At 39.2% G+C, this 24,772-nt stretch carries 25 protein-coding genes and 1 pseudogene; 8 read left to right on the top strand and 18 right to left on the bottom strand.

Annotation, left to right across the window (positions count from 1 at the left end):
• Positions 1-96 precede the first annotated feature (96 nt).
• From CH76_RS05170 to CH76_RS05150, 5 genes are all read left to right on the top strand, one after another.
• Positions 97-894 (top strand): transporter substrate-binding domain-containing protein, encoded by a 798-nt coding sequence (locus tag CH76_RS05170; protein ID WP_036143867.1) that lies wholly within the window; start codon positions 97-99, stop codon positions 892-894.
• An 11-nt stretch (positions 895-905) separates the two neighbouring features.
• Complete coding sequence (locus CH76_RS05165; protein WP_036143865.1) at positions 906-1,565, top strand: amino acid ABC transporter permease; 660 nt, start codon at positions 906-908, stop codon at positions 1,563-1,565.
• Positions 1,566-1,577: 12 nt separating this feature from the next.
• Positions 1,578-2,315: an amino acid ABC transporter ATP-binding protein gene (locus CH76_RS05160; RefSeq protein ID WP_036143862.1), complete on the top strand. Its 738-nt coding sequence runs from the start codon at positions 1,578-1,580 to the stop codon at positions 2,313-2,315.
• 13 nt (positions 2,316-2,328) lie between these two features.
• Positions 2,329-2,799: an S-ribosylhomocysteine lyase gene (locus CH76_RS05155; protein WP_036143860.1), complete on the top strand. Its 471-nt coding sequence runs from the start codon at positions 2,329-2,331 to the stop codon at positions 2,797-2,799.
• Between the two features lie 89 nt (positions 2,800-2,888).
• Positions 2,889-3,428, top strand: coding sequence for an ECF transporter S component (locus tag CH76_RS05150; protein ID WP_036143858.1), 540 nt, complete (start codon positions 2,889-2,891; stop codon positions 3,426-3,428).
• Positions 3,429-3,472: 44 nt separating this feature from the next.
• Here the strand turns inward: CH76_RS05150 and mqo are convergent, their stop codons facing one another.
• Both mqo and yeiL read right to left on the bottom strand, forming a co-directional pair.
• A complete protein-coding gene (gene mqo, locus CH76_RS05145) occupies positions 3,473-4,966 on the bottom strand; it encodes a malate dehydrogenase (quinone) (protein ID WP_304412722.1) in 1,494 nt (497 codons plus the stop codon).
• 298 nt (positions 4,967-5,264) lie between these two features.
• A complete protein-coding gene (gene yeiL, locus CH76_RS05140; protein WP_051910244.1) occupies positions 5,265-5,879 on the bottom strand; it encodes a transcriptional regulator YeiL in 615 nt (204 codons plus the stop codon).
• Positions 5,880-5,965: 86 nt separating this feature from the next.
• Between yeiL and CH76_RS05135 the strand changes: the two genes are divergently transcribed.
• Positions 5,966-7,126 (top strand): MFS transporter, encoded by a 1,161-nt coding sequence (locus tag CH76_RS05135; RefSeq protein WP_036143854.1) that lies wholly within the window; start codon positions 5,966-5,968, stop codon positions 7,124-7,126.
• A 19-nt stretch (positions 7,127-7,145) separates the two neighbouring features.
• Here the strand turns inward: CH76_RS05135 and CH76_RS05130 are convergent, their stop codons facing one another.
• The 3 genes from CH76_RS05130 to CH76_RS05120 all read right to left on the bottom strand — a co-directional run bounded on the left by CH76_RS05130 (position 7,146) and on the right by CH76_RS05120 (position 9,136).
• Positions 7,146-7,784, bottom strand: a complete 639-nt coding sequence (locus tag CH76_RS05130) for a peptidylprolyl isomerase (RefSeq protein WP_036143852.1) — start codon at positions 7,782-7,784, stop codon at positions 7,146-7,148.
• 205 nt (positions 7,785-7,989) lie between these two features.
• On the bottom strand, positions 7,990-8,652 hold the full coding sequence (locus tag CH76_RS05125) for a zf-HC2 domain-containing protein (protein WP_036143850.1): 663 nt from the start codon (positions 8,650-8,652) through the stop codon (positions 7,990-7,992).
• 1 nt (position 8,653) lies between these two features.
• Complete coding sequence (locus CH76_RS05120; protein ID WP_036143849.1) at positions 8,654-9,136, bottom strand: RNA polymerase sigma factor; 483 nt, start codon at positions 9,134-9,136, stop codon at positions 8,654-8,656.
• 212 nt (positions 9,137-9,348) lie between these two features.
• Between CH76_RS05120 and CH76_RS05115 the strand changes: the two genes are divergently transcribed.
• On the top strand, positions 9,349-9,771 hold the full coding sequence (locus CH76_RS05115) for a helix-turn-helix domain-containing protein (protein WP_036143848.1): 423 nt from the start codon (positions 9,349-9,351) through the stop codon (positions 9,769-9,771).
• On the opposite strand, the gene rlmH is transcribed toward CH76_RS05115, so the two are convergent.
• The 8 genes from rlmH to yycF all read right to left on the bottom strand — a co-directional run bounded on the left by rlmH (position 9,746) and on the right by yycF (position 17,306).
• Positions 9,746-10,225: a 23S rRNA (pseudouridine(1915)-N(3))-methyltransferase RlmH gene (gene rlmH, locus CH76_RS05110; RefSeq protein ID WP_036143845.1), complete on the bottom strand. Its 480-nt coding sequence runs from the start codon at positions 10,223-10,225 to the stop codon at positions 9,746-9,748. The genes CH76_RS05115 and rlmH overlap by 26 nt on opposite strands.
• A 69-nt stretch (positions 10,226-10,294) precedes the next feature.
• Positions 10,295-10,453, bottom strand: a complete 159-nt coding sequence (locus CH76_RS13680; protein ID WP_036143843.1) for a CxxH/CxxC protein — start codon at positions 10,451-10,453, stop codon at positions 10,295-10,297.
• A 70-nt stretch (positions 10,454-10,523) separates the two neighbouring features.
• Positions 10,524-11,735 (bottom strand): trypsin-like peptidase domain-containing protein, encoded by a 1,212-nt coding sequence (locus CH76_RS05100; RefSeq protein ID WP_081892630.1) that lies wholly within the window; start codon positions 11,733-11,735, stop codon positions 10,524-10,526.
• Between the two features lie 50 nt (positions 11,736-11,785).
• Positions 11,786-12,574 (bottom strand): MBL fold metallo-hydrolase, encoded by a 789-nt coding sequence (locus CH76_RS05095; RefSeq protein ID WP_036143839.1) that lies wholly within the window; start codon positions 12,572-12,574, stop codon positions 11,786-11,788.
• Positions 12,575-12,588: 14 nt separating this feature from the next.
• Positions 12,589-13,422 (bottom strand): two-component system regulatory protein YycI, encoded by an 834-nt coding sequence (locus CH76_RS05090; protein ID WP_036143837.1) that lies wholly within the window; start codon positions 13,420-13,422, stop codon positions 12,589-12,591.
• Positions 13,409-14,731, bottom strand: a complete 1,323-nt coding sequence (locus CH76_RS05085) for a YycH family regulatory protein (RefSeq protein WP_235190354.1) — start codon at positions 14,729-14,731, stop codon at positions 13,409-13,411. Before CH76_RS05085 ends, CH76_RS05090 begins: the two co-directional genes overlap by 14 nt.
• Entirely contained in the window at positions 14,731-16,590 is a 1,860-nt protein-coding gene (walK, locus tag CH76_RS05080) for a cell wall metabolism sensor histidine kinase WalK (RefSeq protein ID WP_036143833.1), read from the bottom strand. Before walK ends, CH76_RS05085 begins: the two co-directional genes overlap by 1 nt.
• Positions 16,591-16,595: 5 nt before the next feature.
• Positions 16,596-17,306: a response regulator YycF gene (yycF, locus tag CH76_RS05075; RefSeq protein WP_036143832.1), complete on the bottom strand. Its 711-nt coding sequence runs from the start codon at positions 17,304-17,306 to the stop codon at positions 16,596-16,598.
• A gap of 294 nt (positions 17,307-17,600) precedes the next feature.
• Between yycF and CH76_RS05070 the strand changes: the two genes are divergently transcribed.
• Positions 17,601-18,413, top strand: a complete 813-nt coding sequence (locus CH76_RS05070; protein WP_081892629.1) for a YitT family protein — start codon at positions 17,601-17,603, stop codon at positions 18,411-18,413.
• Positions 18,414-18,455: 42 nt separating this feature from the next.
• Here the strand turns inward: CH76_RS05070 and CH76_RS05065 are convergent.
• From CH76_RS05065 to CH76_RS05045, 5 genes and pseudogenes are all read right to left on the bottom strand, one after another.
• Positions 18,456-19,924: pseudogene (locus CH76_RS05065) on the bottom strand (DASS family sodium-coupled anion symporter).
• Between the two features lie 97 nt (positions 19,925-20,021).
• Positions 20,022-21,377: a replicative DNA helicase gene (gene dnaB, locus CH76_RS05060; protein WP_036143827.1), complete on the bottom strand. Its 1,356-nt coding sequence runs from the start codon at positions 21,375-21,377 to the stop codon at positions 20,022-20,024.
• A 6-nt stretch (positions 21,378-21,383) separates the two neighbouring features.
• Positions 21,384-21,830 (bottom strand): 50S ribosomal protein L9, encoded by a 447-nt coding sequence (gene rplI / locus CH76_RS05055; protein ID WP_036143825.1) that lies wholly within the window; start codon positions 21,828-21,830, stop codon positions 21,384-21,386.
• A complete protein-coding gene (locus tag CH76_RS05050) occupies positions 21,827-23,806 on the bottom strand; it encodes a DHH family phosphoesterase (RefSeq protein WP_036143824.1) in 1,980 nt (659 codons plus the stop codon). Before CH76_RS05050 ends, rplI begins: the two co-directional genes overlap by 4 nt.
• 13 nt (positions 23,807-23,819) lie before the next feature.
• On the bottom strand, positions 23,820-24,761 hold the full coding sequence (locus CH76_RS05045; protein WP_036143822.1) for a YybS family protein: 942 nt from the start codon (positions 24,759-24,761) through the stop codon (positions 23,820-23,822).
• Positions 24,762-24,772 lie beyond the last annotated feature (11 nt).

The raw sequence follows: 24,772 nt of genomic DNA, 5'->3' as shown, positions 1-24,772 counted from the left end.
GCAACCTAATTTTCTGATAAATTAGGTTGCTTTTATTTTTTATGTGTATTATGATAATCCCTACTAAATCAATATGTTTTATGGAGGTTAAGGAAAATGAAAAAAATTCTCGTTTTACTCACAGCTCTGTCTGTATTATTACTCGCTGCTTGCGGTGATCAAAAGACGAAAGAGCCTGCACCAACAAAAGACAAACTCGCTACGATTCAAGAGAGCGGCACTATTAAAATTGGACTTGAGGGCGCATTCCCTCCTTTTAGTTACCATGATGCTAAAGGAACATTAACTGGATTTGAATATGAAATTGCTGACCAAATCGCCAAGGATTTAGGCGTAAAGCCAGAATATATCGAAACCAAATGGGATTCATTAATCGCTGGGCTCGATGTAGATAAATATGATTTTGTAATTAATAATATCGCTGTGACAGATGAGCGTAAGGAAAAATACGACTTTACCTCACCTTATATGAAATCCAATGCAGTTATTGCCATTCATGAGGATGACGACAGTATTAAAAAAGCTAGTGATTACAAAGGCAAAAAGAGTTCGCAAACCGTTACAAGTAACTTCGCACAAATTGCACGTGACCTTGGTGCAGAAATTGTACCAACAGAAGATTTAACAAAATCAATTGAGCTTGTAGCTGAAAAACGTGCAGATGGTACTATCCATGACCAAGTTACTTTTTTAACGTACTTTAAAGAAAAACCTGAGTCGCCATTAAAGTTAGTAGATGAGGTTTTACAATCTGTAGACATTGCTATTTTGTTAAATCAAAAACAAGACCCACTGCGTGATGAAATTAATGCCATTATAAAAAAACGTAGCGAGGACGGCACATTTACTAAGATTTCAGAGAAATATTTCGATAGCGATATTATCGTACATTAGGAGTGAATGAAATGAATCGAGAGTTAACTGTATTACTAGAATCCTTTTGGCCAATTTTAAAGGCTGGGCTAACCATGACCATCCCGCTGTCGATCATTTCATTTGCTATTGCTTTAGTAATTGCTGTTGCAGTCGCATTAATTAAATTATCAAATATGCGTGTGCTTAAATTTTTTGTTGCCATCTATGTATGGATTTTTAGAGGTACGCCATTACTTGTACAATTATTTATTGCCTTTTATGGTTTGCCAAAACTTGGCCTCACATTAGATGCCTGGACAGCAGCCATTGTGGTATTAGCACTTAATACAGGTGCCTATGCATCGGAGTCTATCCGCGCTGCTATACTTTCTATTCCTAAAGGGCAATGGGAAGCGGCGGAGTCTCTGGGCATGACCTATCCACAAATTTTTAAGCGTGTCATTGCACCTCAAGCTGTGCGTATTTCACTTCCCCCTGTAACTAATGATTTTATTGATTTAGTTAAAGGCACTTCACTAGTAGCGAGCATTACTATTGCCGAAATGTTTATGATTGGGCAACAAATTACAGCGCGTACGTATGAGCCATTAGCTATTTACTCTTTAGTGGCGTTCTTCTATCTGATGTTCTGTACCGTTTTAACAATTGCACAAAGTAAATTAGAAAAATCTGCTTCGGCTTATATTTAAGGAGGGCTTATTATCGTTATTTTTACAGATATGCATAAGTCCTTTAACGGGGCAAAAGCGTTACAAAATATTAACCTACAATTTAATGAAGGTGAAACAACTGTTATCCTCGGCCCGTCAGGCTCTGGTAAATCTACCTTACTGCGCTGTATTAATTTATTGGAGCTACCAGAAGCAGGCAAGCTAAGCGTTGGTGCAACTACTGTAGATTTTGCGCAACCGATTTCGAAGCGCGATAAGCTTGCGCTACGTAAAAGTACAGCTATGGTATTTCAAAGCTTTAATCTCTTTCCACATATGACAGTGTTACAAAATGTAATGGAAGGGCCTGTTACAGTGTTAGCGCAAAGTAAAACTACAGCAGAGGCTACAGCTCGCCAATTACTCGACAAGGTAGGTATGGCACATAAAGCAGATGCCTTTCCCTCTAAGTTATCTGGTGGACAGCAACAACGTGTGGCAATTGCACGCGCACTCGCTATGACACCTCATTTTTTATTATTTGATGAACCAACCTCTGCGCTTGACCCTGAGCTAGAGGGCGAGGTACTTAAGGTGCTACAAAGCCTTGCGCTCGAAAAAAAATCATTAATTTTAGTAACGCATAACCTACATTTCGCACGTAAAGTAGCGGACCGTATTTTATTTTTAGAGCAAGGCGAAATTGTCTTTGATGGTGCTACGGAGGATTTCTTTACAGCACCAAATGAGCGCATACAACGCTTTATTACATCTATGCAATTTATTTAAGGAGGATTTTATAATGGGAAAAGATAAAACTAACGTAGAAAGCTTTGACTTAGATCACACGAAGGTAGTAGCTCCTTATGTACGCCTAGCAGATATTAAGCGAGGAGCTAATGGAGATGAGGTATATAAATATGATGTGCGCTTTAAGCAACCTAATCAAGCACATATGGAAATGCCCGCACTCCACTCTTTAGAACATTTAACAGCTGACCGTATCCGCAACCACTCTTCCCAAGTTATTGATCTCTCACCAATGGGCTGTCAGACGGGCTTTTATTTATCCTTTATTAATCATACAGATTATGAAGATGTACTACGTATTTTAGCTAGTACCTTTGAAGAAGTACTACAAGCTACAGCTGTACCAGCATGTAATGAGGTGCAATGTGGTTGGGCAGCAAGCCATAGTCTAGAAGGTGCATTGGCACTTGCAGAAGAATTTTTAGCCAAACGCGATGAGTGGCATATTGTGTTTGCCAAATAAACTGACCCCTTATGTTTAGCTATTATTGACTCTTTTAAACAGTTCAATTGTTTGCTATTGTTAGCAAAAACATAAAGGCGGAAAAAACAATGAACTCAACTACAATGAAATCACAAACAAGTAGCCGCGTACTCGACATTACTGTTACGGCTATGTTGATTGCTATGGTATTTGTCGCAACGCTCATGCTCAATATTAAACTACCTATCGCTGCGAATGGCGGGCTCATTCACTTAGGGACTGCCCTACTCTTTATGGCTTCTATTTTATTTGGACCAAAAAAAGGGGCGATTGCAGGCGCTGTAGGCATGGGACTGTTTGACCTTGTATCAGGCTGGACGCTTTGGGCACCTTTTACAATTGTAACTCGTGGGCTACAAGGTTATATTGTTGGTAAAATCGCTTGGTCAAATGGACGCGAAGGTAAAAGCTTTGGCTATAACCTACTCGCAACAATTGTTTCAATCCCTCCGATGCTTGCAGGCTATTATATTTGTGAGCGCGTACTATTTGATAGCTGGGTTTTACCACTTGCGTCAATCCCTGGTGATATTGTCCAAAACATCGTCGGGTTAGTTATTGCGATACCTGTATGTGTAATCTTAAAAAAAACCCCTATTTTTAAATAGAAAACAGCCCTAGGCGCAGTGCCTAAGGCTGTTTTTTTATCGATTTATTTATCTAAGCCAAGTGACTTAGCTGTTGCGTGATGTAATTCTTGGAATAACTCACGGTTATCCATTAATTTTTGACCGTAAGAAGGTACCATCTCTTTAAGCTTTGGTTTCCAAGCTTCATATTGCGCTGGGAAGCATGTTTCAACAATATCAAACATAACTTTAACTGCCGTAGAAGCACCTGGAGATGCGCCTAGTAATGCAGCTACAGAGCCATCTTGAGCTGTAACAACTTCAGTACCAAATTGAAGCGTACCTTTACCGCCTTTTTCTGTATCTTTAATAACTTGTACACGTTGACCTGCAACAACAACGTCCCAATCCTCAACCTTAGCTGTTGGAATGAAATCGCGTAATTCTTCGATGCGTTGGTCTTTTGATAGCATTAATTGTTGTACTAAATATTTTGTCAGTGACATTTCTTTAGCACCCGCTGCTAACATTGTAAATACGTTATTTGGTTTAACAGAGCTGATTAAATCCATATTAGAACCTGTTTTTAAGAACTTCGGTGAGAAGCCGGCAAATGGTCCAAATAATAATGATTTTTTACCATCAATATAGCGCGTGTCTAAGTGAGGCACTGACATTGGTGGTGCACCTACTGCTGCTTTACCATATACTTTTGCGTGGTGTAATTCTGTAATTTCAGGATTATTACATACTAGGAATAAACCGCTTACAGGGAAGCCACCAATATGTTTTGATTCAGGAATACCTGTTTTTTGTAGTAAGTGTAAGCTACCGCCACCAGCACCTAGGAATGTGAAATCTGCAGCGTGGTAAGCTAACTTGCCGTCTGCTTGTACTTTAACTTCCCAACGACCGTCGTTTGTACGTTTAACGTCTTTAACTGTGTGGTTGTAGTATACTTCAACACCTTGTTTTTCAAGGTTGTCAAATAACATACGTGTTAATGCACCAAAGTTAACATCTGTACCGATGTCAATTTTAGTTGCTGCGATTGGCTCAGGTGAAGTACGACCTTCCATAATCACAGGGATCCATTCTTTAAGCGTTGCTTCGTCTTCAGAGAACTCCATACCTTCGAATAATGGGTTGTCTGTTAAAGCTGCAAAACGCTTTTTAAGGAACTCTACGTTGTCGGCGCCTTGTACCATACTCATGTGTGGGATAGGCATAATGAAATCTTGTGGGTTTTGTAGTAAACCGTTTTCAACTAAATAAGCCCAGAATTGACGAGATAACTGGAATTGTTCGTTAACATTAATTGCTTTTGTAATGTCGATAGAACCGTCTGCATTTTCAGTTGTGTAGTTTAGTTCACATAATGCTGCGTGACCTGTACCAGCGTTGTTCCACTCGTTAGAGCTTTCTTCGCCTGCTTTATCAAGCTTTTCAAACACTTTAATAGTAATCGTCGGGTCTAACTCTTTTAAGATTGTACCAAGAGTTGCGCTCATGATGCCGGCACCAATTAAGATAACGTCTTTTTTCATTTTACTGTTACTCATCTTTACCATCCTTATTTTTAAGATTTTCAGAAATAATGTGAACGTTTACTTCTTAGTTAATTACCGCTACTAAGCCACATTTTTCTGTATCAATTTGTAAGTCACTAAACGCTTAATATTGTACCATAATTACTTACGTATTAAAATATCTACTATTATATTGTAAAGCTTTGTAAAAATTTAAGCGCACCGCCTATTGTTAGGATTTTATAGGCTTGATGCGTTATCTCTCTATCTTACTATTAACTGCAAATTATTGTTTGCTTAACGCCCATATCGTCACAAATAAGGTGATTTATGTTGCGTTCGAGCATTACCTTACCTCGCTTGCTAAATTGTAAAGCGCTTGTTCATCAAAAATCTCATAGCTCTTACCTTTTTTAACTAAATAACCTCGCTCACAAAACTGTGCTAGTACATAAAGCAGATGCCTGTACGAAACACCCAAATAATCACATACCGTTACATGACGCTCTTGATAGATTTGTTGGTCGGCTGATTGCAAAATAAAATCCGCGAGGCGGTTTTCCACAGGGTAAGCCAAACTCTGTGAATACTTTTTAGACATTAACGTTGCCTTAGTACTTAAAAATGTGGCGAGCGCACGTAAAAACTTAGCATCAGCTAATAATTCCTCTTTACACGTCGCAAGCGGAAGTGCTAGACAGGTTGTTGCAGTTATCGCCTGCACGCCCTTAGAGTAATAGGTATCGTTTAATAACTCCATCTCACCAATATAGGTATGCGGGGCAACAAAATCGAGTAGCGACACTTTGCCATTACTGTGCGTCACATAAATTTTTGCCTTACCTTCTACTAAAAAGTAAAGATAGGGTGGTAGCTCTCCTTCTTTAATCAGCCATTCATTTCGCGCAAAGTGAAGCGTTTTACATTGTGACATTAACTTTTGTGGAAAAGGTTGGTGCAATTTTTATCGCCTCCTCAACTATATGAGATATCTCCTATTCATTGTACAAATCCGAATGGTATGATGCAAAGCAAGGAGGCTAAATTATGAACGTACAACGCTGGATGAGCGCCAAGTTCTTCGTATTTTTTATGACTTGGGGCATCTTCTTACCTTACTGGACAGGTTGGCTCATTAATGTAAAACAGGTTTCGATTACAGAGGCCAGTTTAATTATGAGCGCTGGGCTCGTCATGCGAGGTATATCCACACTCTTTATTTTTCCGTATGCGTCAGATAAATGGAGTAGCCGTACATTGCTTCGTATTATGGCACTTGGCTCATTTGCCGCACTACTCAGCTATATCCCAGCAACAAGTTTTAGCGCATTATTGCTAGTTACCTTAATGCTTCATTTATTTTATCCAGCACTTATGCCTGCTTTAGACAGTGCTGCTGGTTTACTTGCGCAACATAAACTGCTACCTAACTATGGCAAAAGTCGCTCATGGGGTTCCATTGGCTTTGTTATTGCTGGCATGACCCTAACATTATTTACAGCGACTCTCGGCGAAACAGCGATATTTTGGGCGCTCTTACTCACTACACTACTGTTTACTGTGCTTACATTAGCGCCGGCACCTGATGTGTTAACAGCTAAGCCTGCGCCACGTTTAGCAGCGCATGGTATGAAAGCATTACTGCGTAATAAAAACTTTTTACTCGTACTTGCTATCGTTATTTTATTACAAGCGGCACATGCCGTTTATTATAATTATGGCTATATTTTTTTACAGCACATTGGCGCACCTGCCTCTGCCATTGGCATTATTATTAATATTGCCGTTATAGCAGAAATCATTTTCTTTAGTGTGGCCGACCGCTTACTGCGTACTACTTCTATCGGTAGTTTGTTAGCTATAGCTGCACTTGGCTCTACTGTACGCTGGTTATTGATTTTTATTTCACCAACGCTCGTTATATTTTGTATAGCTCAAACCTTGCATGCATTTTCTTTTGCGTTGGGGCACTACGCCTTTATGAAATTTTTAATTAATGAAGTACCACAAGCTGCTATTTCGAAAGCACAGGGGATATACTCAGCACTCGCTCTTAGCTGGAGTACTGCGCTACTGACGATGTTAGGCGGGTACCTCTACGAAATAGAACCACGCTACGCCTTTTTAGGTATGATTAGCTGTACAATTCCTTCGATGCTATTAGCACTTATTTACCGCCAAAAAACAAAAAACTTATCCACAAATTAACTTTGTGGATAAGCTTTTTTTATTGTTTTACAGGTGCAGGGTAGTCAAAACCTTTTGTATCTACCTCCACCTTTTTCATTTTTTGTTCAACTGTTGGTTTATCCATTTCGTCACGGTCAACCGCCACAATCTCTTGTGCTACTTCTAAACCTTCGATTACTTTACCAAATGCCGCATACTCACCGTCTAAATGTGCTGAAGCATCTGTCATAATGAAGAACTGTGAGCCTGCTGAGTTGGGTTCGCCTGAACGCGCCATCGAAATAACACCAGCCTCATGTTTTAACTCATTGTCAAAGCCATTGCTCGCAAACTCGCCCGCAATCGCATAGCCTGGACCGCCGCCACCTGTACCATCAGGGTCGCCACCTTGAATCATAAAGCCAGGGATCACACGGTGGAATGTTAAACCATCATAAAAACCATCCTCAACTAATGATACAAAGTTAGCCACTGTATTAGGTGCTACCTTCGGCTCTAACTCAACAACAATTTTTTTGTCGTCTTCCATTGTGATTGTCACAATCGGATTTTCTTTCACTTCATCAGCATAGCTTGTCACCGCTTCTTCCTTTGGCGCTGCCTTCTTATCACTGCTGCATGCCGCAAGGGCAAATACCATCGCTGCAAGCAATAGCATCATCGAAATCTTTTTCATTGCACGCTTTCCCCCTCAACTCATTATCTATCCCATATCATAACATTGGAGGGGGCTTGAATGCATTAACCGCACAAGGATTTATGATTTTTCTACTTTCTTGCAAAAGTAGAAATTTCCACTTCTCTACTTTGCAAAAAAATACTTAAGTCATTTCCTAGATAGTGACTACGCTAATAAATGAAAAACTTAAGTTTTTCATTTATTAATGTTTTCTTTCCCAAATCAATTCCATATGTTGCAGTAATTCTTCCATCTTTTTTTCTTCTCTAATATCTGTTATTTCTAATTCAAAGGGTCCATAATATACAGCGTCAGCAATTTTACTATCTGGTAATGTAATTTGCATAGGGCTCTTCTCTTTATTGACGCTTAAAAAATTACTCGTAGGTGAATTTGCGATTGTTTTAACATAGTAGAACAGTACAACGTTTTTTATTTCACCGTTCATTTCAATTTCTATTGGATGTGTCGCATAAGTTCCTGCATGGCTTTCTCCGAAATAATTTGAAAGTAGCGTTCCATCTGCCATTTCTTCAATTTTAATTAAATCTTTTGTGTAAGGAATAGGCTTTGCGTAGTAAAATATAAATGAAAAAAGCGCCAAACCTATTAAAGTTGTTACTAAAACAGAACTAAAAATAAGACGCCATTTTTTCTGATTCCATCGTTTATTTAACTGACTAAATAATGTAGCTTTTTTTTCAATTGGTACATACAGCGTCTTTTTCATTTGCTCATACTCTCGTGTACACTCCTCACACATTTGCAAATGCTCCTTCACTACCATTTTAGTATCCTCACTTACGACCTCATCTACATACAATGGTAACAAATCTTGAATCACTGCACATTTTATTTCCTTCATATTATTTCTCCCCCATTTCTAAATACGCCATAATTTTCTTTTTTGCACGGTAATAAGTTACCCTAGCCCAGCCACTACTTCTGCCAAATATATGTCCAATCGTATCAAAAGAGAGCTCACCAAATATTCGAAGGGAGAAAACTTCTTTATATGGTTCATCCATTGTGTGTAAAAATCTATGAATTTCTAGCGCCCGCTCCTCATCAATTAAATATTCTACGAGTTGAATATCATTTTGTACTACGATTTCTTTTTGAGAAATTTCACGTTGTTGCTTTTTATACTGAGTAAAATAAGTATGTTTAGCAATAGTAAACAGCCAGGCTCGTATATCTTTTGTTCCATCAAATTGATGAAACGATTTCAATGCCTTAAAAAATGTTTCTTGAGTAATTTCTTTTGCTACATGATTATCTACTACTAGAGATTTTGTATAGAAGTAAACATCTTTAAAATACGCTTCGTAAACCTCATCAAAATTCACTTTCTCCCCTCCTTCACTGTACTAACTAATGAGTCATGAATATGTTACAAGTTTTTTCAAAAAAATAAGCCAACAATTACAATACAATGACTGTAACTGTTGGTCACTCACTTATAGTACGGTTCACCGTAACTAGTGTAAGTGCGGTTTTATATTTTTATGTATATTTATCTTAGAAATCGCTTATACTTTTTATAGTGGAGGTGTTTGTTATGACAGAACAAGAATTATTAAAACTTTTAGACATGGGTGAACATAGCGAACTTGAATGTAAGTTAGCAAAAGGTGGTTTGCCTAAAGATGTTTGGGAAACTTATTCTGCTTTTGCAAACACTAAAGGCGGAATAATACTTTTGGGTATCAAAGAAAATAATGGGGTATTTTCTCCTGTAAAAGGTGTAGATGTTGTAAAGTTACGGAAAGCTTTTTGGGATGATATTAATAGTAAACAAGTTAGTGTTAACATTTTACAAAATGATGACGTACAGCCTATAAAAATAAATGAATATAACATTTTAAAAATTACAGTACCTCGAGCTTTAAGACAGCAAAAACAAACCACCAACTACAATAAATTTACTGTAATCGATGGTCTATTAAAAACCGCACTTATTTGTGATACGGTTCGCCTTTAATGATACGAAAGCTACGGTAGATTTGTTCGATGAGTACGAGCTTCATGAGTTGGTGGGGGAGCGTCATTTTGCCAAAGGATTGTTGCTCGTTGGCACGGCGCAGTACGTCTTCGTGTAAGCCGAGAGAGCCACCAATAACAAAGGCTACTTTGCTTTTGCCGTATGTCATAAGGTTGTTGAGGTCTGTCGCCATTTGTTCTGACGTTTTCATTTTGCCGTCAATGGCAAGGGCATAGACATACATATCGTCCGAAATTTTAGCGAGGATGCGCTCGCCTTCTTTCTTTTTGACTTGTGCCATTTCCGCTTCACTTAATTGTTCTGGTGCTTTTTCGTCTGGTACTTCGACAAGATTAAGTTTAGCGTAAGCACCGAGGCGTTTGGCGTATTCGTCGATGCCCATTTTTAAATATTTTTCTTTCAATTTGCCGACGGTTATTATAGTAATATTCATATTTGTTTAGTCCTTTCTGAAAACTTATCCACAGAAGTTATCCACATTTCCACAACATATTGTGTAAAGTTATTTACTTGATACTATATAAGCTGCTTTTTCCTCACAATATTCACATAATTCATCCACATCTGTTGGTAACTCATCCATAATAGGGAAGTCTTTTTGTTCTGCTACAAACATATCTAATGCGTAGCCAATATGTTCCTTACAGCTAAATTTTTGCATAATCGTTCCTCTTTTCTATCAATGTACTTGTATTGTAGCACGAAAAAAGAAGGAGCCGAGGCTCCTTCTCTTACAATGTTTTGTCGTCAACTAATTTTGCTTGTAGCTCGACTAACTTACCTTGGCGATAGACCTTCATTGTAAGGTCATCCCCAATTTTTTTCTTTGTATATAGGTGCTTACGTAAGTCTGAAGCACTCTCGATTTTTTCGCCGTCCATCTCTACAATAACATCATATTGCTCAGCGCCTGCTGTTGCGGCTGCAGAACCTGGCTCAATGTTTGTAATAACAACGCCTGTTGTAATTTCTTTTGGCATTTGTAATGTTTGTTGTTGATAAAAGGCTGGTACATTTGTTAAATCAGTTAGTGCTACGCCTAGCACTGGTCGTTGTACTTCGCCGCGCTGCTCAAGCTCCTCAATAATTGGGATAGCTGCATTAATTGGAATAGCAAAGCCTAGCCCCTCTACTTTTGCGACGGCAATTTTCATGGAGTTAATACCAATCACATCGCCTTTAATGTTTACTAATGCACCCCCGCTATTACCAGGGTTAATGGCTGCATCTGTTTGCAGTACTTCTTGTTCCCAGTCAGCTACACCGTCTTTGTTAAAGTCGATTGGCATCGTACGATCTACACCTGACACTACGCCTTGTGTTACTGAGCCGTAAAAGTCTAAGCCAAGTGGGTTACCAATCGCAAGTACAGGCTCGCCTTGTTTTAAGGCATCTGAATCGCCAAACGTCGCTACTGTATCAATATCCTCCGCATCCATCGCGATTACAGCTAAATCTGTCCACATATCGCCACCTAATAACTCAGCCTCACGCTTTACGCCCTCTGCTAAAGTTACCTCAAGACGTTCGGCATTTTCGATAACATGGTAGTTGGTTACAATAAAAGCTTTACCATTTTCCACTTTATAAATTACACCTGAACCTGATCCAGCTTCTTGCTCACCCGACTTTTGTGACCAAAAGTCTGATACCTTTTGGATATTTGTAATACCAACAACTGCCTTCGAAACTTTATCTACAGCTTTTGTAGCGTCTGTTGTTACGCTAGTTGCGACTTGCTCTGTTGGTGTAACATCTTTTGTTGTATCTTGCTTGGCCTGTTGGTCAGGTCCTACAATAAACCATACTAGCAGTGCGCCGACCATAATACCGAATAACCCCATTAAAAAATAGCCAAGACTACTGCCACTTCTTTTTGGTTGTTCGTTCATATGCATCTTCCTCTCTCTGTTCTCTATACTAGTATCATACCCACTCAACATTAAAATCAGATGAAAATTACATAAAAAAAATTCGCACAAGGCGAATTTTTTTATACCTCTACAAGAGGTGTAGGAATAGCCGCATCGGTATCATGTAAATGCACATACTCACCAACAATAATGTCCTGCGACTTTAAGGTTTGTGATACGCTCATGCGTGCTAAATCTTTCATATTATTATCTTTACTTAAATGGGATAAATAAATTTGCGTAGGTTTTTCAGCTACAACTTCACTCATAGCAATTGCAGCGTCTTCATTTGATACATGTCCTACATCGCTCAATATGCGTCGCTTGGTTGACCAAGGGTAGCCACACATTTGCAACATACTGACGTCATGATTGCTTTCAAACACATAAGCATCTGCGCAATTAATAATCCCTTTCATACGATCACTTACATAGCCTGTGTCTGTAATGACTGCTAGTTTGCGATCGCCTTCGTTAAATGTATAAAACATAGGGTCAACTGCATCATGTGATACGCCAAAAGATTGGATATCAATTGAGCCAAATGTTTTTACGGCCTCCATATCAAAATGAAAGCGTTGCTCTAAAGGGATTTCGCCAATGCTTGGTAACATCGCGTCCCAAGTTTTTTTATTAGCAAAGACGGGCACCTTATAACGGCGCGCTAAAATACCAACGCCTTTAATATGGTCGCTATGTTCATGAGTTACTAAAATGCCACTAAGCTCTTTTGCTTCACGGTCAATTTTTGTAAATAACTCTTCCATACGCTTACCGCTTAACCCCGCATCCACAATAAAGGAATGTGTTTCGTTTTCAACGTATACTGCATTGCCTGTACTACCACTTGCTAGTACGCTAAAACGCATCGTTATCACTCTTTCTAATCCTTGTCTTCTAGTTCTGTTTCCTTTGCTTCCTCGCGTGGGGTTGTTAAATCAACTACCTTACCCTCTACGCTATTATTAACAAAGTGTGTTTCAATGGTGTCATCAGGTAAATGCAAGCGTACCTCCCACGTTGGCACAAATACTTGTGTTTCTGTTAAGGGCACTAAAGTGGAATAGCCTAGCTTCATATGCACAATGGTTGTTTCAGGTCGAAGCAAGCCCTTGTCATATAATGCGCGCACTACTTGTGACTCTGGCATTACATTGTCACTTTGTTCAAGTGACTCAATATTTTTAAGTACGGTTTGTTCGTAACGTGTTACTTCATTACGGTCATTCCAATACACTTCAAGTAAGCCGTGTTCATTGTAATAAATCGTACGGTCCTTCACTCGTTGGAAGAAGGTCGCCTTGCGCTCATCTCGATTAATTTCCCATAGGGCGTAATCAGAGCCTTTATACACACTCTCTGATACAAACTCTCTAAAGCTATCATTGTCCTTTATATTGCGTAGCTTTACTGGCTTAATTAATGTGCTGTGCAAACGTGTATCATTATTATAAAAATAAAAATCTTGATTTGTTAACGTTAAGTTAGCTTCTTTAAAGTTTAAAATCTCTGCTGAAATATACGGAATTTTATTAGGTGAGTTTGAAAAAACAGGATGCGTAATTTTGTCATCCTTTAGACGCGTTTCGATGGATTTTTCGCCTAACTCCTCCACATTTTGCGCCTCTTGGTAACGGTCCTTATATAGTGAGTACAAGAAGGCGTTCATTACAATAAATACGATAATGAAAATGGTTTTGGTTTTATTCCAATCCAATAAAATCGCCTCCTAGCTCATCGTGTGCAACACGTAACCAGTCACCTTGGACATTAACGTACCAACAAGGTGTTAAGGTGAAGATTTTTTTATGCTCATCACGCGTTAAATAATAACCTACAATTAGCTCCTCAATATCAGAAAATAAAATCCCTTTATATTGTTGGATATGCTGCACAGTGGTTGGGCCATCCTCTAAAGTAATCATATCGTCATCCGAAGTAAAATCCTTATCGAGCTTATAGTAAGGACGGTTATAACGGAAAATCCGCTTCTGCCCCCATGTTGTTGAAATAGTAGTAATAATATCATCACTAAAGACTGGGTTACCATCCATAAACAGTTGGTAATCTACACGGCTTGTTTCGGGCGCTACTGAAGTTACACGGTAATCAGCTGTCATCCCACCATGTTCATTAATAAACTCAAAACTACGGTCTAACAAGTCGGTAGCATTAATCATAGCGCGTGCCCCTGCTGCTGGATACACAAAATTTAGTGACTTACGCGTGGCATCAAGCGTCATTAAGCCCATACCATCTGTATATTTTTGATTACTACTATCATCACCATTACGTTGTACAATACTTGGCTTTGTAAATAAAATATTTTTAAATGCCTCTGTTGAAGTTTCGTCAATATAATACGTGTACTGCAATGCTTTCACTGGCTTATCTGGTACATAGAGTGAACGACTAGCTGTACGCTCTATCTCACGATATTTAGGGTAGCGCTGCGAGCCCTCTACGACATTTGTATAAAAAGCATTTCCGTCTGTTAACGTTACGGTTGCACGATATACTACCGTTTGCCCCGCACTTATAAAAAAGAGTTGTAATTGGTTTTCCTTATAGCTTTTCCAATCAATGACCATGCTTTCAAATGTCGTTTCTGGTAACTCATGCTCCGAGCCAATAAAAATTTTATTAAAGCTACCAAATGGTATCGCACCTGCAAAATCAATTGTGACCCGATTGTTTTCACGCTTCATATCATTTAAACGAATCGGCGTAATATCAGGTACACGCTCAATCTCAATATCCTTCCAATTACGGAAAGATGCGAGTGCATTATCCATATGTTTTGGTAATGTGGTCGCTGTAAACTCATCATTTTGGTAATACAGCATGCGATACGGTTTCACTACACTTTCAATATTTTTTTTCGTACCAATCACTGTGGCATTATTGGTCGTTTGTTCGATGGATTTATACGCTGGTGTATAAGACCAAATGACAAAGGTAAGGGTGATGCTCGACATAACGAGCAAAAATAAGACGACTGATTTTATATGCTCGATATACTTCATCACGCCCACTCACCATCCTCATCAAAAATTTGTGTATCATATGGCAAGGTGAAGAAGACCGTTGTGCCTTTACCTTCATCACTCTCTGCCCAAATTTTACCGCCGTGCGCTTCAATCATTTCGCGCGCAATAGCAAGGCCTAAACCTGTACCACCCATTGATCGTGCACGTGCACGGTCAACACGATAGAAGCGGTCAAAAATACGATCAACATTTTCCTTTGGTATACCCATACCATCGTCTGCAATCATTACTTTCAGCATAGCGCCCTCTTCGATTAAGCCAAAGCGGATATTGCCGCCATCTGGTGAGTACTTCATCGCATTCGAAATAATATTATCAATTACCTGTGTTAGCTTATCTGTATCAATATCCACATAGTAGGATTTTTCAGGAATTAAACGAGTAAACGTCACTTCCTGTGATTTTGACATCTCAAAACGATCAATAATACGGTTAAAGAATTTATTAAATATCACACACTCTTTGTTTAGCTCGTAATCTTGACTGTCCATGCTTGAGAGTTGTAATAAATCATTTACTAAACGAATCATACGCTCTGTTTCCGTTTGTGTTACCTCTAAAAAGGCTGGCGCAATATTCTCGTCCTTCCACGCACCATCCGCTAACGCCTCTAAATAGCTACGCATTGTCGTAAGTGGTGTACGTAGCTCATGCGATACATTAGCTACAAACTCGCGGCGCTCCATATCGATTTTTTCCTGCTCGGTAATATCATGCAGTACCGCAATCAATCCATTCACAAAGCCGGTTTCCTTTTGTGTTACAGAAAACATCGCTCGTAAAATATACGGTGTCTCATCTGTACTAAAGTCAAGATTTAATGGTTCCTTCATATTAATGAGGTTCTCGAAGGTATAATCATAATCTTGTTCAATACCTAGCACTGTTGTAATTGGACGCCCTATTGTTTCTTCAAAAGAAGAAGATAGGAGTTGTAAGGCTGGCTCATTAATTAATACGATATTACCTTTACGGTCCGTCGCAATAACGCCGTCTGTCATATTACTCATAACGGAAGTTAGCTTACGGCGCTCCGACTCAGTTGTCGCTTGTGACTCTTGTAAACGATTAGTTAAGTGGTTAAAGGCAATCGCTAGCTGACCAATTTCGTCAGAGCCATATACACGTACTTTACGTGAGAAGTTGCCACGAGACATGGCCTGCGCTTGCTTACGCATATCCGAAATCGGACGTGTAATAGTACGCGCAATTAAAATACCTAAAATAATCGTAATACCAAGTGACATAGCAGTGCCTAAAGCAAAAATACCGTTAATTTCACTTAATTGCTTAAAGACCTTCTCAATATCAGCCTCAATATATATTGCACCAATAACATCGCCTGCTTCACCGTTAGGTCCGACACCCTCACGTATTGGTTTAACAAGTACCCAAATACGGTTATTCGTTTGCTTATCTAATGAGATTGTTTCTGAGCGCGCTTCTAACGAAATTGCACGACGAACAAGATCAATCGTTGTACGTTGACCTACCATGCTTTGGTTATTGCCCCCAGAGGTAGCAATAATTTGATTATGCTCATCAATCACCTGCACACGTAAAATATCGTCCGTCGCAAACTCACGCAAAATCGGACTAAGCGCATTTTCGAGCTTAGGCATACTCTCATCACGTTCTTTTAATATTTCTTCTCGGATATTGTACTGTACAAGCTCCGAGCGTTGCTCAATGGACTCCTTAAAATTTGTTTTTAAGTTTTCTTCAAGCCCCTTAGAAAAATAAAGCCCTATAATTTGTAGGGCTAATAAAATCAATAGGATATAAATCAGCACTACCTTGACATGTACAGATTTAAAAAAGCTAACTTTTTCCATTCACTTTACTCCTGCTCAGGATTTCGTAAGTAGTAACCTACGCCTCGTCGCGTAACAATCCACGCTGGGTGACTTGGGTTATCTTCAATTTTTTCGCGTAAGCGACGAATCGTTACATCAACTGTACGCACATCACCAAAATAATCATAACCCCAAACCGTTTGGAGTAAATGCTCACGCGTCATAACTTGCCCAATATGTTTCGCTAAATAATGTAGTAGTTCAAACTCACGATGTGTTAGCTCAATAGCTTCATCACGCTTACGTACCATATACGCCTCTGGTTGAATAATAAGCATACCTATTTCAATGTTATTATTGACTGGTTGCTCTTCTTCTACCGTATTTTGTACTTGAAGACGACGCATATTAGCCTTAACGCGTGCAATAAGTTCGCGCGTACTAAATGGCTTTGTTACATAATCATCCGCGCCCATTTCAAGCCCTAGTACCTTATCAATCTCAGAACCTTTCGCTGTTAGCATAATAATCGGAAAATCATATTTTTTACGAATCTCACGACATACATCCATGCCATCTCGCTTAGGTAACATAATATCTAACAACATTAAATCAGGTTGTTCTTCCTCTACCTTCTCTAATGCCTCTTCGCCATCATAGGCGCAAATTACTTTATAGCCTTCTTTTTGGAGATTAAATTGTAAAATATCCGCAATCGGCTTTTCATCGTCTACAACGAGTATTGTCTTGTCCATTAGGTCATCCCCTTTTGTTTTTTCATCTATAATTTCCATCATTTTAATTGTTTGCACTACCCTTTACTGTATCATTGTTTTAGCGGATTTGCATTATTGTACTCTGTGTGTATTTCCTAGGAAATATGATAACTATAAAATATTTGGTGTTATTGCTTTTTACTTGGCACGTACTTGGGTAAAATAAAACAGCAGCACTACGAATAGGAGAGATGCAATGTGACAGACACAGCATTAAGAGCGCCCAAGGGCAAAAAGCGCTCATCAAAAATTATATTTGCCCGAAAAATAATTATGGTTATGATTGGTGCCATGATTATGGCAGTAGGATTAGAGTTATTTTTAGTACCTAACCAAATCATGGATGGCGGTATCGTTGGTATCTCGATTATCATGTCCCACTTACTTTCTCTACCACTCGGGTTATTCATCTTCGTACTTAATATTCCCTTCATCTTTTTAGGCTATAAGCAACTTGGTAAAACCTTCGCGATTTTAACAGGTATTGGTATCACAACTCTATCAGTAACAACAATTGGCTTACATAATTTAGAGCCGTTTACTACTGATTCATTACTAGCTACTGTATTTGGCGGTATTGTGCTTGGTACAGGTGTTGGTATTGTAATTCGTTATGGTGGCTCACTTGATGGTACAGAAATTTTAGCAATTTTATTTAACCGCAAGCTACCTTTCTCTGTTGGTGAAATCGTAATGTTTATGAACGTTATTATTTTCTCAGCAGCTGGTTTTATTTTCTCTTGGCAACAAGCTATGTACTCTATTATGGCCTACTACATTGCCTCTAAAATGATAGATGTGGTCATACAAGGTCTTGAAGAATCTAAATCCATCTACATCATTAGTGACGAAACTGACGAAATTGGACAAGCTATCATGGACCGCCTTGGTCGTGGTGTAACTTTCTTACATGGTGAAGGCGCTTATACAGGTGATGATAAAAAAGTTATCTTTACTGTCATTACACGTATCGAAGAATCTAAACTCAAAACAATTGTCGAAGAAATTGATCCACACGCCTTCCTAGCGATTGGTAATATCGCTGAAGTTAGTGGTGGACGCTTTAAGAAAAAAGATATCCACTAAAAAAGACGAGCCCACTTCAAACTGTGGGCCCGTCTTTTTTTCTTATAGTAAGCCAATCCATTTCCAGTATGTTGCACTGAAAATTAGGATGAGTACATAACCAATAATCGTAATTGGTAGACCCGCTTTAAAGAAGTCTTTAACTGTAAATGATCCCGTACCATACGCCAGCATATTTTGCGGTGCGTTAACAGGTAATAGGAAACCAAAACTAATAACAAATTGTTGAATTAATACAAAGCCTACTGGGTTCACATCTGAGCCAAGCGTTGAAGCTAGCACTAATACAATTGGGATTAATGCCGAGCTAGCGCCGTGGCACTCGCAAATCCTAAATGAATTAAAATGTTAAACAGCGCGAGTAATGCGATTGTCGCAAGTAGTGGCATACTATCTAAGCCCATTACACCAAACATTTTATCTGACAACCACTGTGCTCCGTCTGTCGCAAGTAAAATCGAGCCGAGTGCAATACCCACCGCAAAGACAATAATTGTCCCCCACGGAATTAACTTCTCTACTTGCTTCCAAGTAAATACGCCAATCTTTGGTAATAATAAAACTGCTACAGCTACAATCGTTACGGTTGTAGAGTCAAATGGGTGGAAGCGCTTCTCTGTTGCCCAAAAGAATAATAACGCTAATGAAATAATAATCAAGCGTTTTTCTTCTGCACGCAGTGGCCCTAGTTCTTTAAGATTTTTTTGTACAATATCCGTACCGCCCTCAAGCACTTTTGTTTCTGGCTTAATGACATTGATCATCACAAAGTATAAAACAATCGACATGATGATTGACCAAGGCGCTGCATAAATAAACCATTGCCCCCAAGATACATCCACACCAAATTGTTCATAAATAAAGTCAAGCGCCACCATGTTTTGAGCAGCTGCTGTTTTAATACCTACGTTCCAAATCGAAATAGATTGAACTGCGGTAATAATAAGTAATGCACCTAGTCGACTGTTGGCTGGTAAACCAAACGCCGCGACCATACCTAATAAAATTGGTACGATAGCGCCCGAACGAGCCGTCGCACTTGGCACGAAGAAAGCTAAAATAATAGATACTAAAATTGCACCAAATACAATAGCTCCTGTTTTAGCGCCTACCTTCGATAAAATATACAAGGCCAAACGCTTATGTAGATTGGTTGCCTGCATGGCTGCTGCTAAGAAGAGCGCACCTGCAACTAATGCTACCGCTGGACTAGCAAACCCACCAAGCGCCATCTTTAACGCTTCCTTCGTTGTTAGTAGCTCATCGGGATTATCCATTTTCGGTGATAACCCTAGTAATAATGTTAATAAAGAAACAATCATTGCCGCACTTACAGGATAAGTTACAGCTTCTGTCACCCATAAAATAATCGCAAAGGCAAGTACTGCTAATGCTCTGTGCCCCATAATCGGCAGGTCATCTGGTGTTGGCAATAATAATACGCCAATTAGCACGATAAACGATAAACCGAGAAAATAGGGCTTTAAATTTCTTTTTTTCTGTTCTTTCATTTTATTACCTCCCTTATCACCTTACTATACTGTTATATTGTTGAGCTATTGTAAAGTGACAATATTTTTACAAATAACTGGTGGGCTGCTCTTTTTATTAATACGCTGGTACATCTTCACCAGTATAATTGGAGAACTTATTAAACTGTTTATTAAAGGCTAATTTTACTGTGCCTGTAGGACCATTACGCTGCTTTGCCAAAATAATTTCGATTAAGTCATTAGGCGGTGTATCTTCTTCCTTATTGTAATAATCATCACGATAAAGGAAAGACACAATATCCGCATCTTGCTCAATACTTCCTGACTCACGTAAATCACTCATCATTGGGCGTTTATCCTGTCGTTGCTCCACACCACGAGATAGCTGTGATAGAGCAATAACAGGCACTTTAAGCTCACGCGCTAATGCTTTTAATGAACGCGAAATCTCAGATACTTCTTGCTGGCGGTTTTCGCCAGGGCGACCACTACCTTGGATAAGCTGTAGATAGTCAATTAAAATCATATCTAAGCCACTTTCTTGATACAAACGACGGCACTTCGCGCGGATTTCGTTAACACGTAAGCCCGGTGAGTCATCAATGTAAATGCCTGACTTCGATAAGCTACCAATCGCAAGCATCAACTTGCTCCAGTCTTCGTTTTCGAGAGAGCCTGTACGTAAGCGTTGTGCATCAATTAAACCTTCTGCACAAAGCATACGCATCACCAATTGCTCAGCACCCATCTCTAATGAAAAAATCGCAACGTTTTGCTTAGAACGAACAGCAGCATTTTGTGCAATGTTTAAGGCAAAAGCAGTTTTACCCATCGAAGGACGGGCAGCTACAATAATTAAATCATTACGCTGAAAACCTGCTGTCATTTTATCTAAATCTACATAGCCTGTAGAAATCCCTGTAACATCGCCTTTATTTTGATGCATTTTTTCGATATTATCGAACGTCTCATGTAGCACGCCCTCAATATGCCTAAAATCGCTCGCATTACGTTTGTTTGCGACCTCCATAATAGAACGTTCGGCGTCTGATAAAAGCTCACCAACCTCATCCTCGCGCATATAACCGTCATCAACAATTTTTGTTGCTGTACGGATTAAACGACGAAGCACGCTCTTTTCGCTCACAATATCTGCATAATACTCAACATTGGCAGCTGTTGGTACGGCATTAGATAGATCTAATAAATACCCTAGCCCGCCAATTTCCTCAAGTGCTTTACGTGCAGCAAAGACTTCGCTTACCGTCACAACGTCTACAGGGCTTCCCTTGTCGCTTAACTCTAGCATCACCTCAAAGATTTGTTGGTGAGCTGTTTGATAAAAGTCTTGGGGTTGTAAGCGTTCCGAAGCAACAATCAATGACTCTGGCTGTAAAAAAATCGCACCGATAATGGACTGCTCCGCCTCCTTATTATGTGGCGGCACGCGTTCTATCATTGCATCACTCATTCATTATTACTCCTCAGTAACGTGTACTTTTAGCGTAGCATTTACTTCGTTATGAAGCTTTACAGGTACATTGGTATAACCTAATGCACGGATACCATCGCTTAATGACATTTTACGTTTATCAATTTTAATACCGTGTTTTTTTTGTAACGTATCAGCAATTTGTTTTGTTGAGATTGAGCCAAATAAACGACCACCCTCACCAGACTTTGCTGTCATTTCGATTGTTAAGGCTTCTAATTTTTCTTTTAGTGCCTGTGCCTCTGCTAATTCTGCAGCTGCATTTTTTTCTTCAAGGCGTTTTTGACCTTGCAGTTGTGACATCGCTTGTGTTGATGCCTCTACTGCGTAGCCATTTTTAATTAAAAAGTTTTGTGCGTAGCCTACTGCTACCTCTTTAACCTCACCTTTTTTACCTTTACCTTTTACATCTTTTAAAAATACGACTTTCATTGTCCAGAACTCCCTTCAACAACTTCTATTATGGCTTTCTTTAAGTAACCTTTTACCTCGTCAATCGAGTTAGCTTCCATTTGGCAAGCGGCATTTGTTAAATGGCCCCCACCACCGAGCTTCTCCATAACGAGCTGTACATTAATATCACTTAAAGAACGTGCGCTTATCCCTATCATACCATCTGCACGATGGGCTATGACAAACGATGCGCTTACATCTTTCATCGTTAATAAAATATCTGCCGTTTGCGCAATTAATACAGAGTTATACACACGATTATCCTCAGCATTAGCAATGGCAATACCAGGACGGAAGAACTCCACACTTTGTACAATTTTAGAGCGCTCAATATAAGTTTCGACATCCTCTTTTAACAAACGCTGTACCAAAATCGTATCTGCGCCTTTAGCACGTAAATATGAGGCGGCATCAAATGTACGTGAGCCTGTGCGGAGCGTAAAGCTTTTTGTATCTACAATAATCCCTGCAAGCATTGCGGTTGCCTCAAGCATATCTAAATGCTTTTCGGTTGGTTGGTACTCAAGTAGCTCTGTAACTAGCTCTGCCGTAGATGAAGCATAAGGCTCCATATATACAAGTGTTGGATTATCAATAAAGTCTTCACTACGACGATGATGGTCAATAACTACAACCTTCTCTGCTCGCTTTACAATACGTGGGTCCACTACCATAGATGGCTTATGCGTATCCACTACCACAACTAGAGATTTGTCGGTCATTTTGGCTAATACCTCATCTGGAGATAAAAAGGTGTCATAAAAATCCGATTTACGTTCAATTTCGTCCATTAATCGAACGACACTACCATTCATATCATCTTTATTAATAACCGCATAACCTGCAACCTTATTCATTTCCGCCATTTTGCGCACCCCAATAGATGCACCAATAGAGTCCATATCAGGATTAGCATGACCCATCGCAAAAACTTGGTCACTTTCCTGTATTAAATCACGCAAGGCATGGGAGATAACGCGTGCTCTAACACGCGTGCGCTTTTCGACTGGATTAGTTTTGCCGCCATAAAAGCGGAACTTACCATTAGGTTGCTTAATAGCAACTTGATCGCCTCCGCGTCCTAATGCTAAGTCTAAGCTCGACTGAGCAAGCACGCCAAGCTCTACTAATGAAGATGACCCTTCGCCAATACCAATACTTAAAGTTAGCGATAGGTTTTTTTTAGCTGTGCGTTCTCGCATCGTATCCAAAATATCAAATTTCTTTTGCTCAAGACGATGCAATATACTTTCATTTAACACTGTAATAAAACGGTCCGATGAAATACGCTTAACAAAAATATCATAATCCGCTGCCCAACTATTAACGATTGAGGTAATAAGCGTATTTGTTAAACCACGACGTTGATCATCCATTGCCTGCGTTAACTCATCATAGTTATCTATCAGCAATACACCAATTACGGTACGGTCTGCATAGTACTGCGTCTCGTATTCTACTTTTTCTGTTACATCAAAGAAGTACAATAATCGCTCGCGACGTTTATAAGTCACATTATACTTACGCTCCCGTAAAGTTAGCGTAGTATCCACGATGTCTTCCTCACCATTTTTCACAATAGCTCCTAGCTCATCTGATATAGCAAGGATGTCTTCGCCTAAAACGGTTTCTACACTTAACATATTTAAGATAAATGGATTTACCCACTCGATTTGATGGTCACTATCAATCAAAACAATACCTATCGGTAGCTCAAGCAGTGCCTCACGCCCAACATCCTTTACGCGATGCGATAGCTCTTCAATGTGACGCTCCGTTGATTGATGAACCTCTGTTTCGACCTTCCATAAATAAATAATGAGGGCACTATAACTACTAATAAATGCGAAGGCGATACCTAAATGCCAAATGCACAGCACCGCAAATATGATAAAACCAAAAATCGTCAGTGCAGCTACTGGGTAGCGTAAAGGGCGATTGCGATAATCATTCATTAAAGCGCACCTCCTATTTTTTTATTTTGTTCGTAATAAATGTACGGATGTCCATACCTAAATCAAGCACACCAACTAATACTAATAGCGGGAACAAAGGTAGTAAGAGCACGCAAATAATAATACCCACTACACTCGACATGCCTCGTGAAGCTAAATAATACTGGATTAACGAGAATGCCTGTAACACTAATAATACACTTAGTATGACATCAAAATTATACGTCACAGTATACAGTGTTGAGCCTACCTCAGGGTTAGCAAAGAGTTTCACTGTTACTACTACAAGGTAATACCATAAAACAGCGCGTGGCAAACGCATATCTTTAAATGGTGAAAACTTAGGTACCTTGATACCTAATCGCTGTAAAATTGGCAAACTCACGCTTAACATAATAAAAGCCATTAAGAAAGACGACAGCGTAAGTAACGCTGGGATTAACGCCTCTAACATCATGATGAGTTTATCAATATCTGCCTCGCTCATTGCTTCTTTACCTGATGTAGTTAAAAAAGCTTCATTCATTTTAAGGTAAGACTCACGTGTTGTTGCTAACATTTCTGTAATAACATCAATGGCTAAAAATTGCATAAGTGCAACATACATTACAACTGTAATAGCAAGCACTGTTAACCCTGTTGTCATTAACAACCCTATCTTGCTGTAATTTGATTGAATCGCAATACCAACAACCACCCCAATTACTGCAAATGATAGTGCAGCTGGCAGTATTACAATACCACCGAGTAGCGAGCCGAGTAATATGGCTACTACACCTACAAGTAACGTTTGCTTACGGTCAAATTTAGCACCGTACCACATTAAAGGCAGCGGTGTAATAAATGCGGTAAAGAATGAAACCACAGGTATAAACGCTGTCATAAATAATAATATGACAAATAGTGCTGTCATCATCGCACCATAAACGAGCGATTGATTTTTTGTACTTGGCATATAAAACCTTC

Origin of the sequence: Lysinibacillus sp. BF-4 (assembly GCF_000743635.1) — a bacterium.
GTDB lineage: Bacteria > Bacillota > Bacilli > Bacillales_A > Planococcaceae > Metalysinibacillus > Metalysinibacillus saudimassiliensis.
This window is presented reverse-complemented; position numbering and strand designations above follow the sequence as displayed.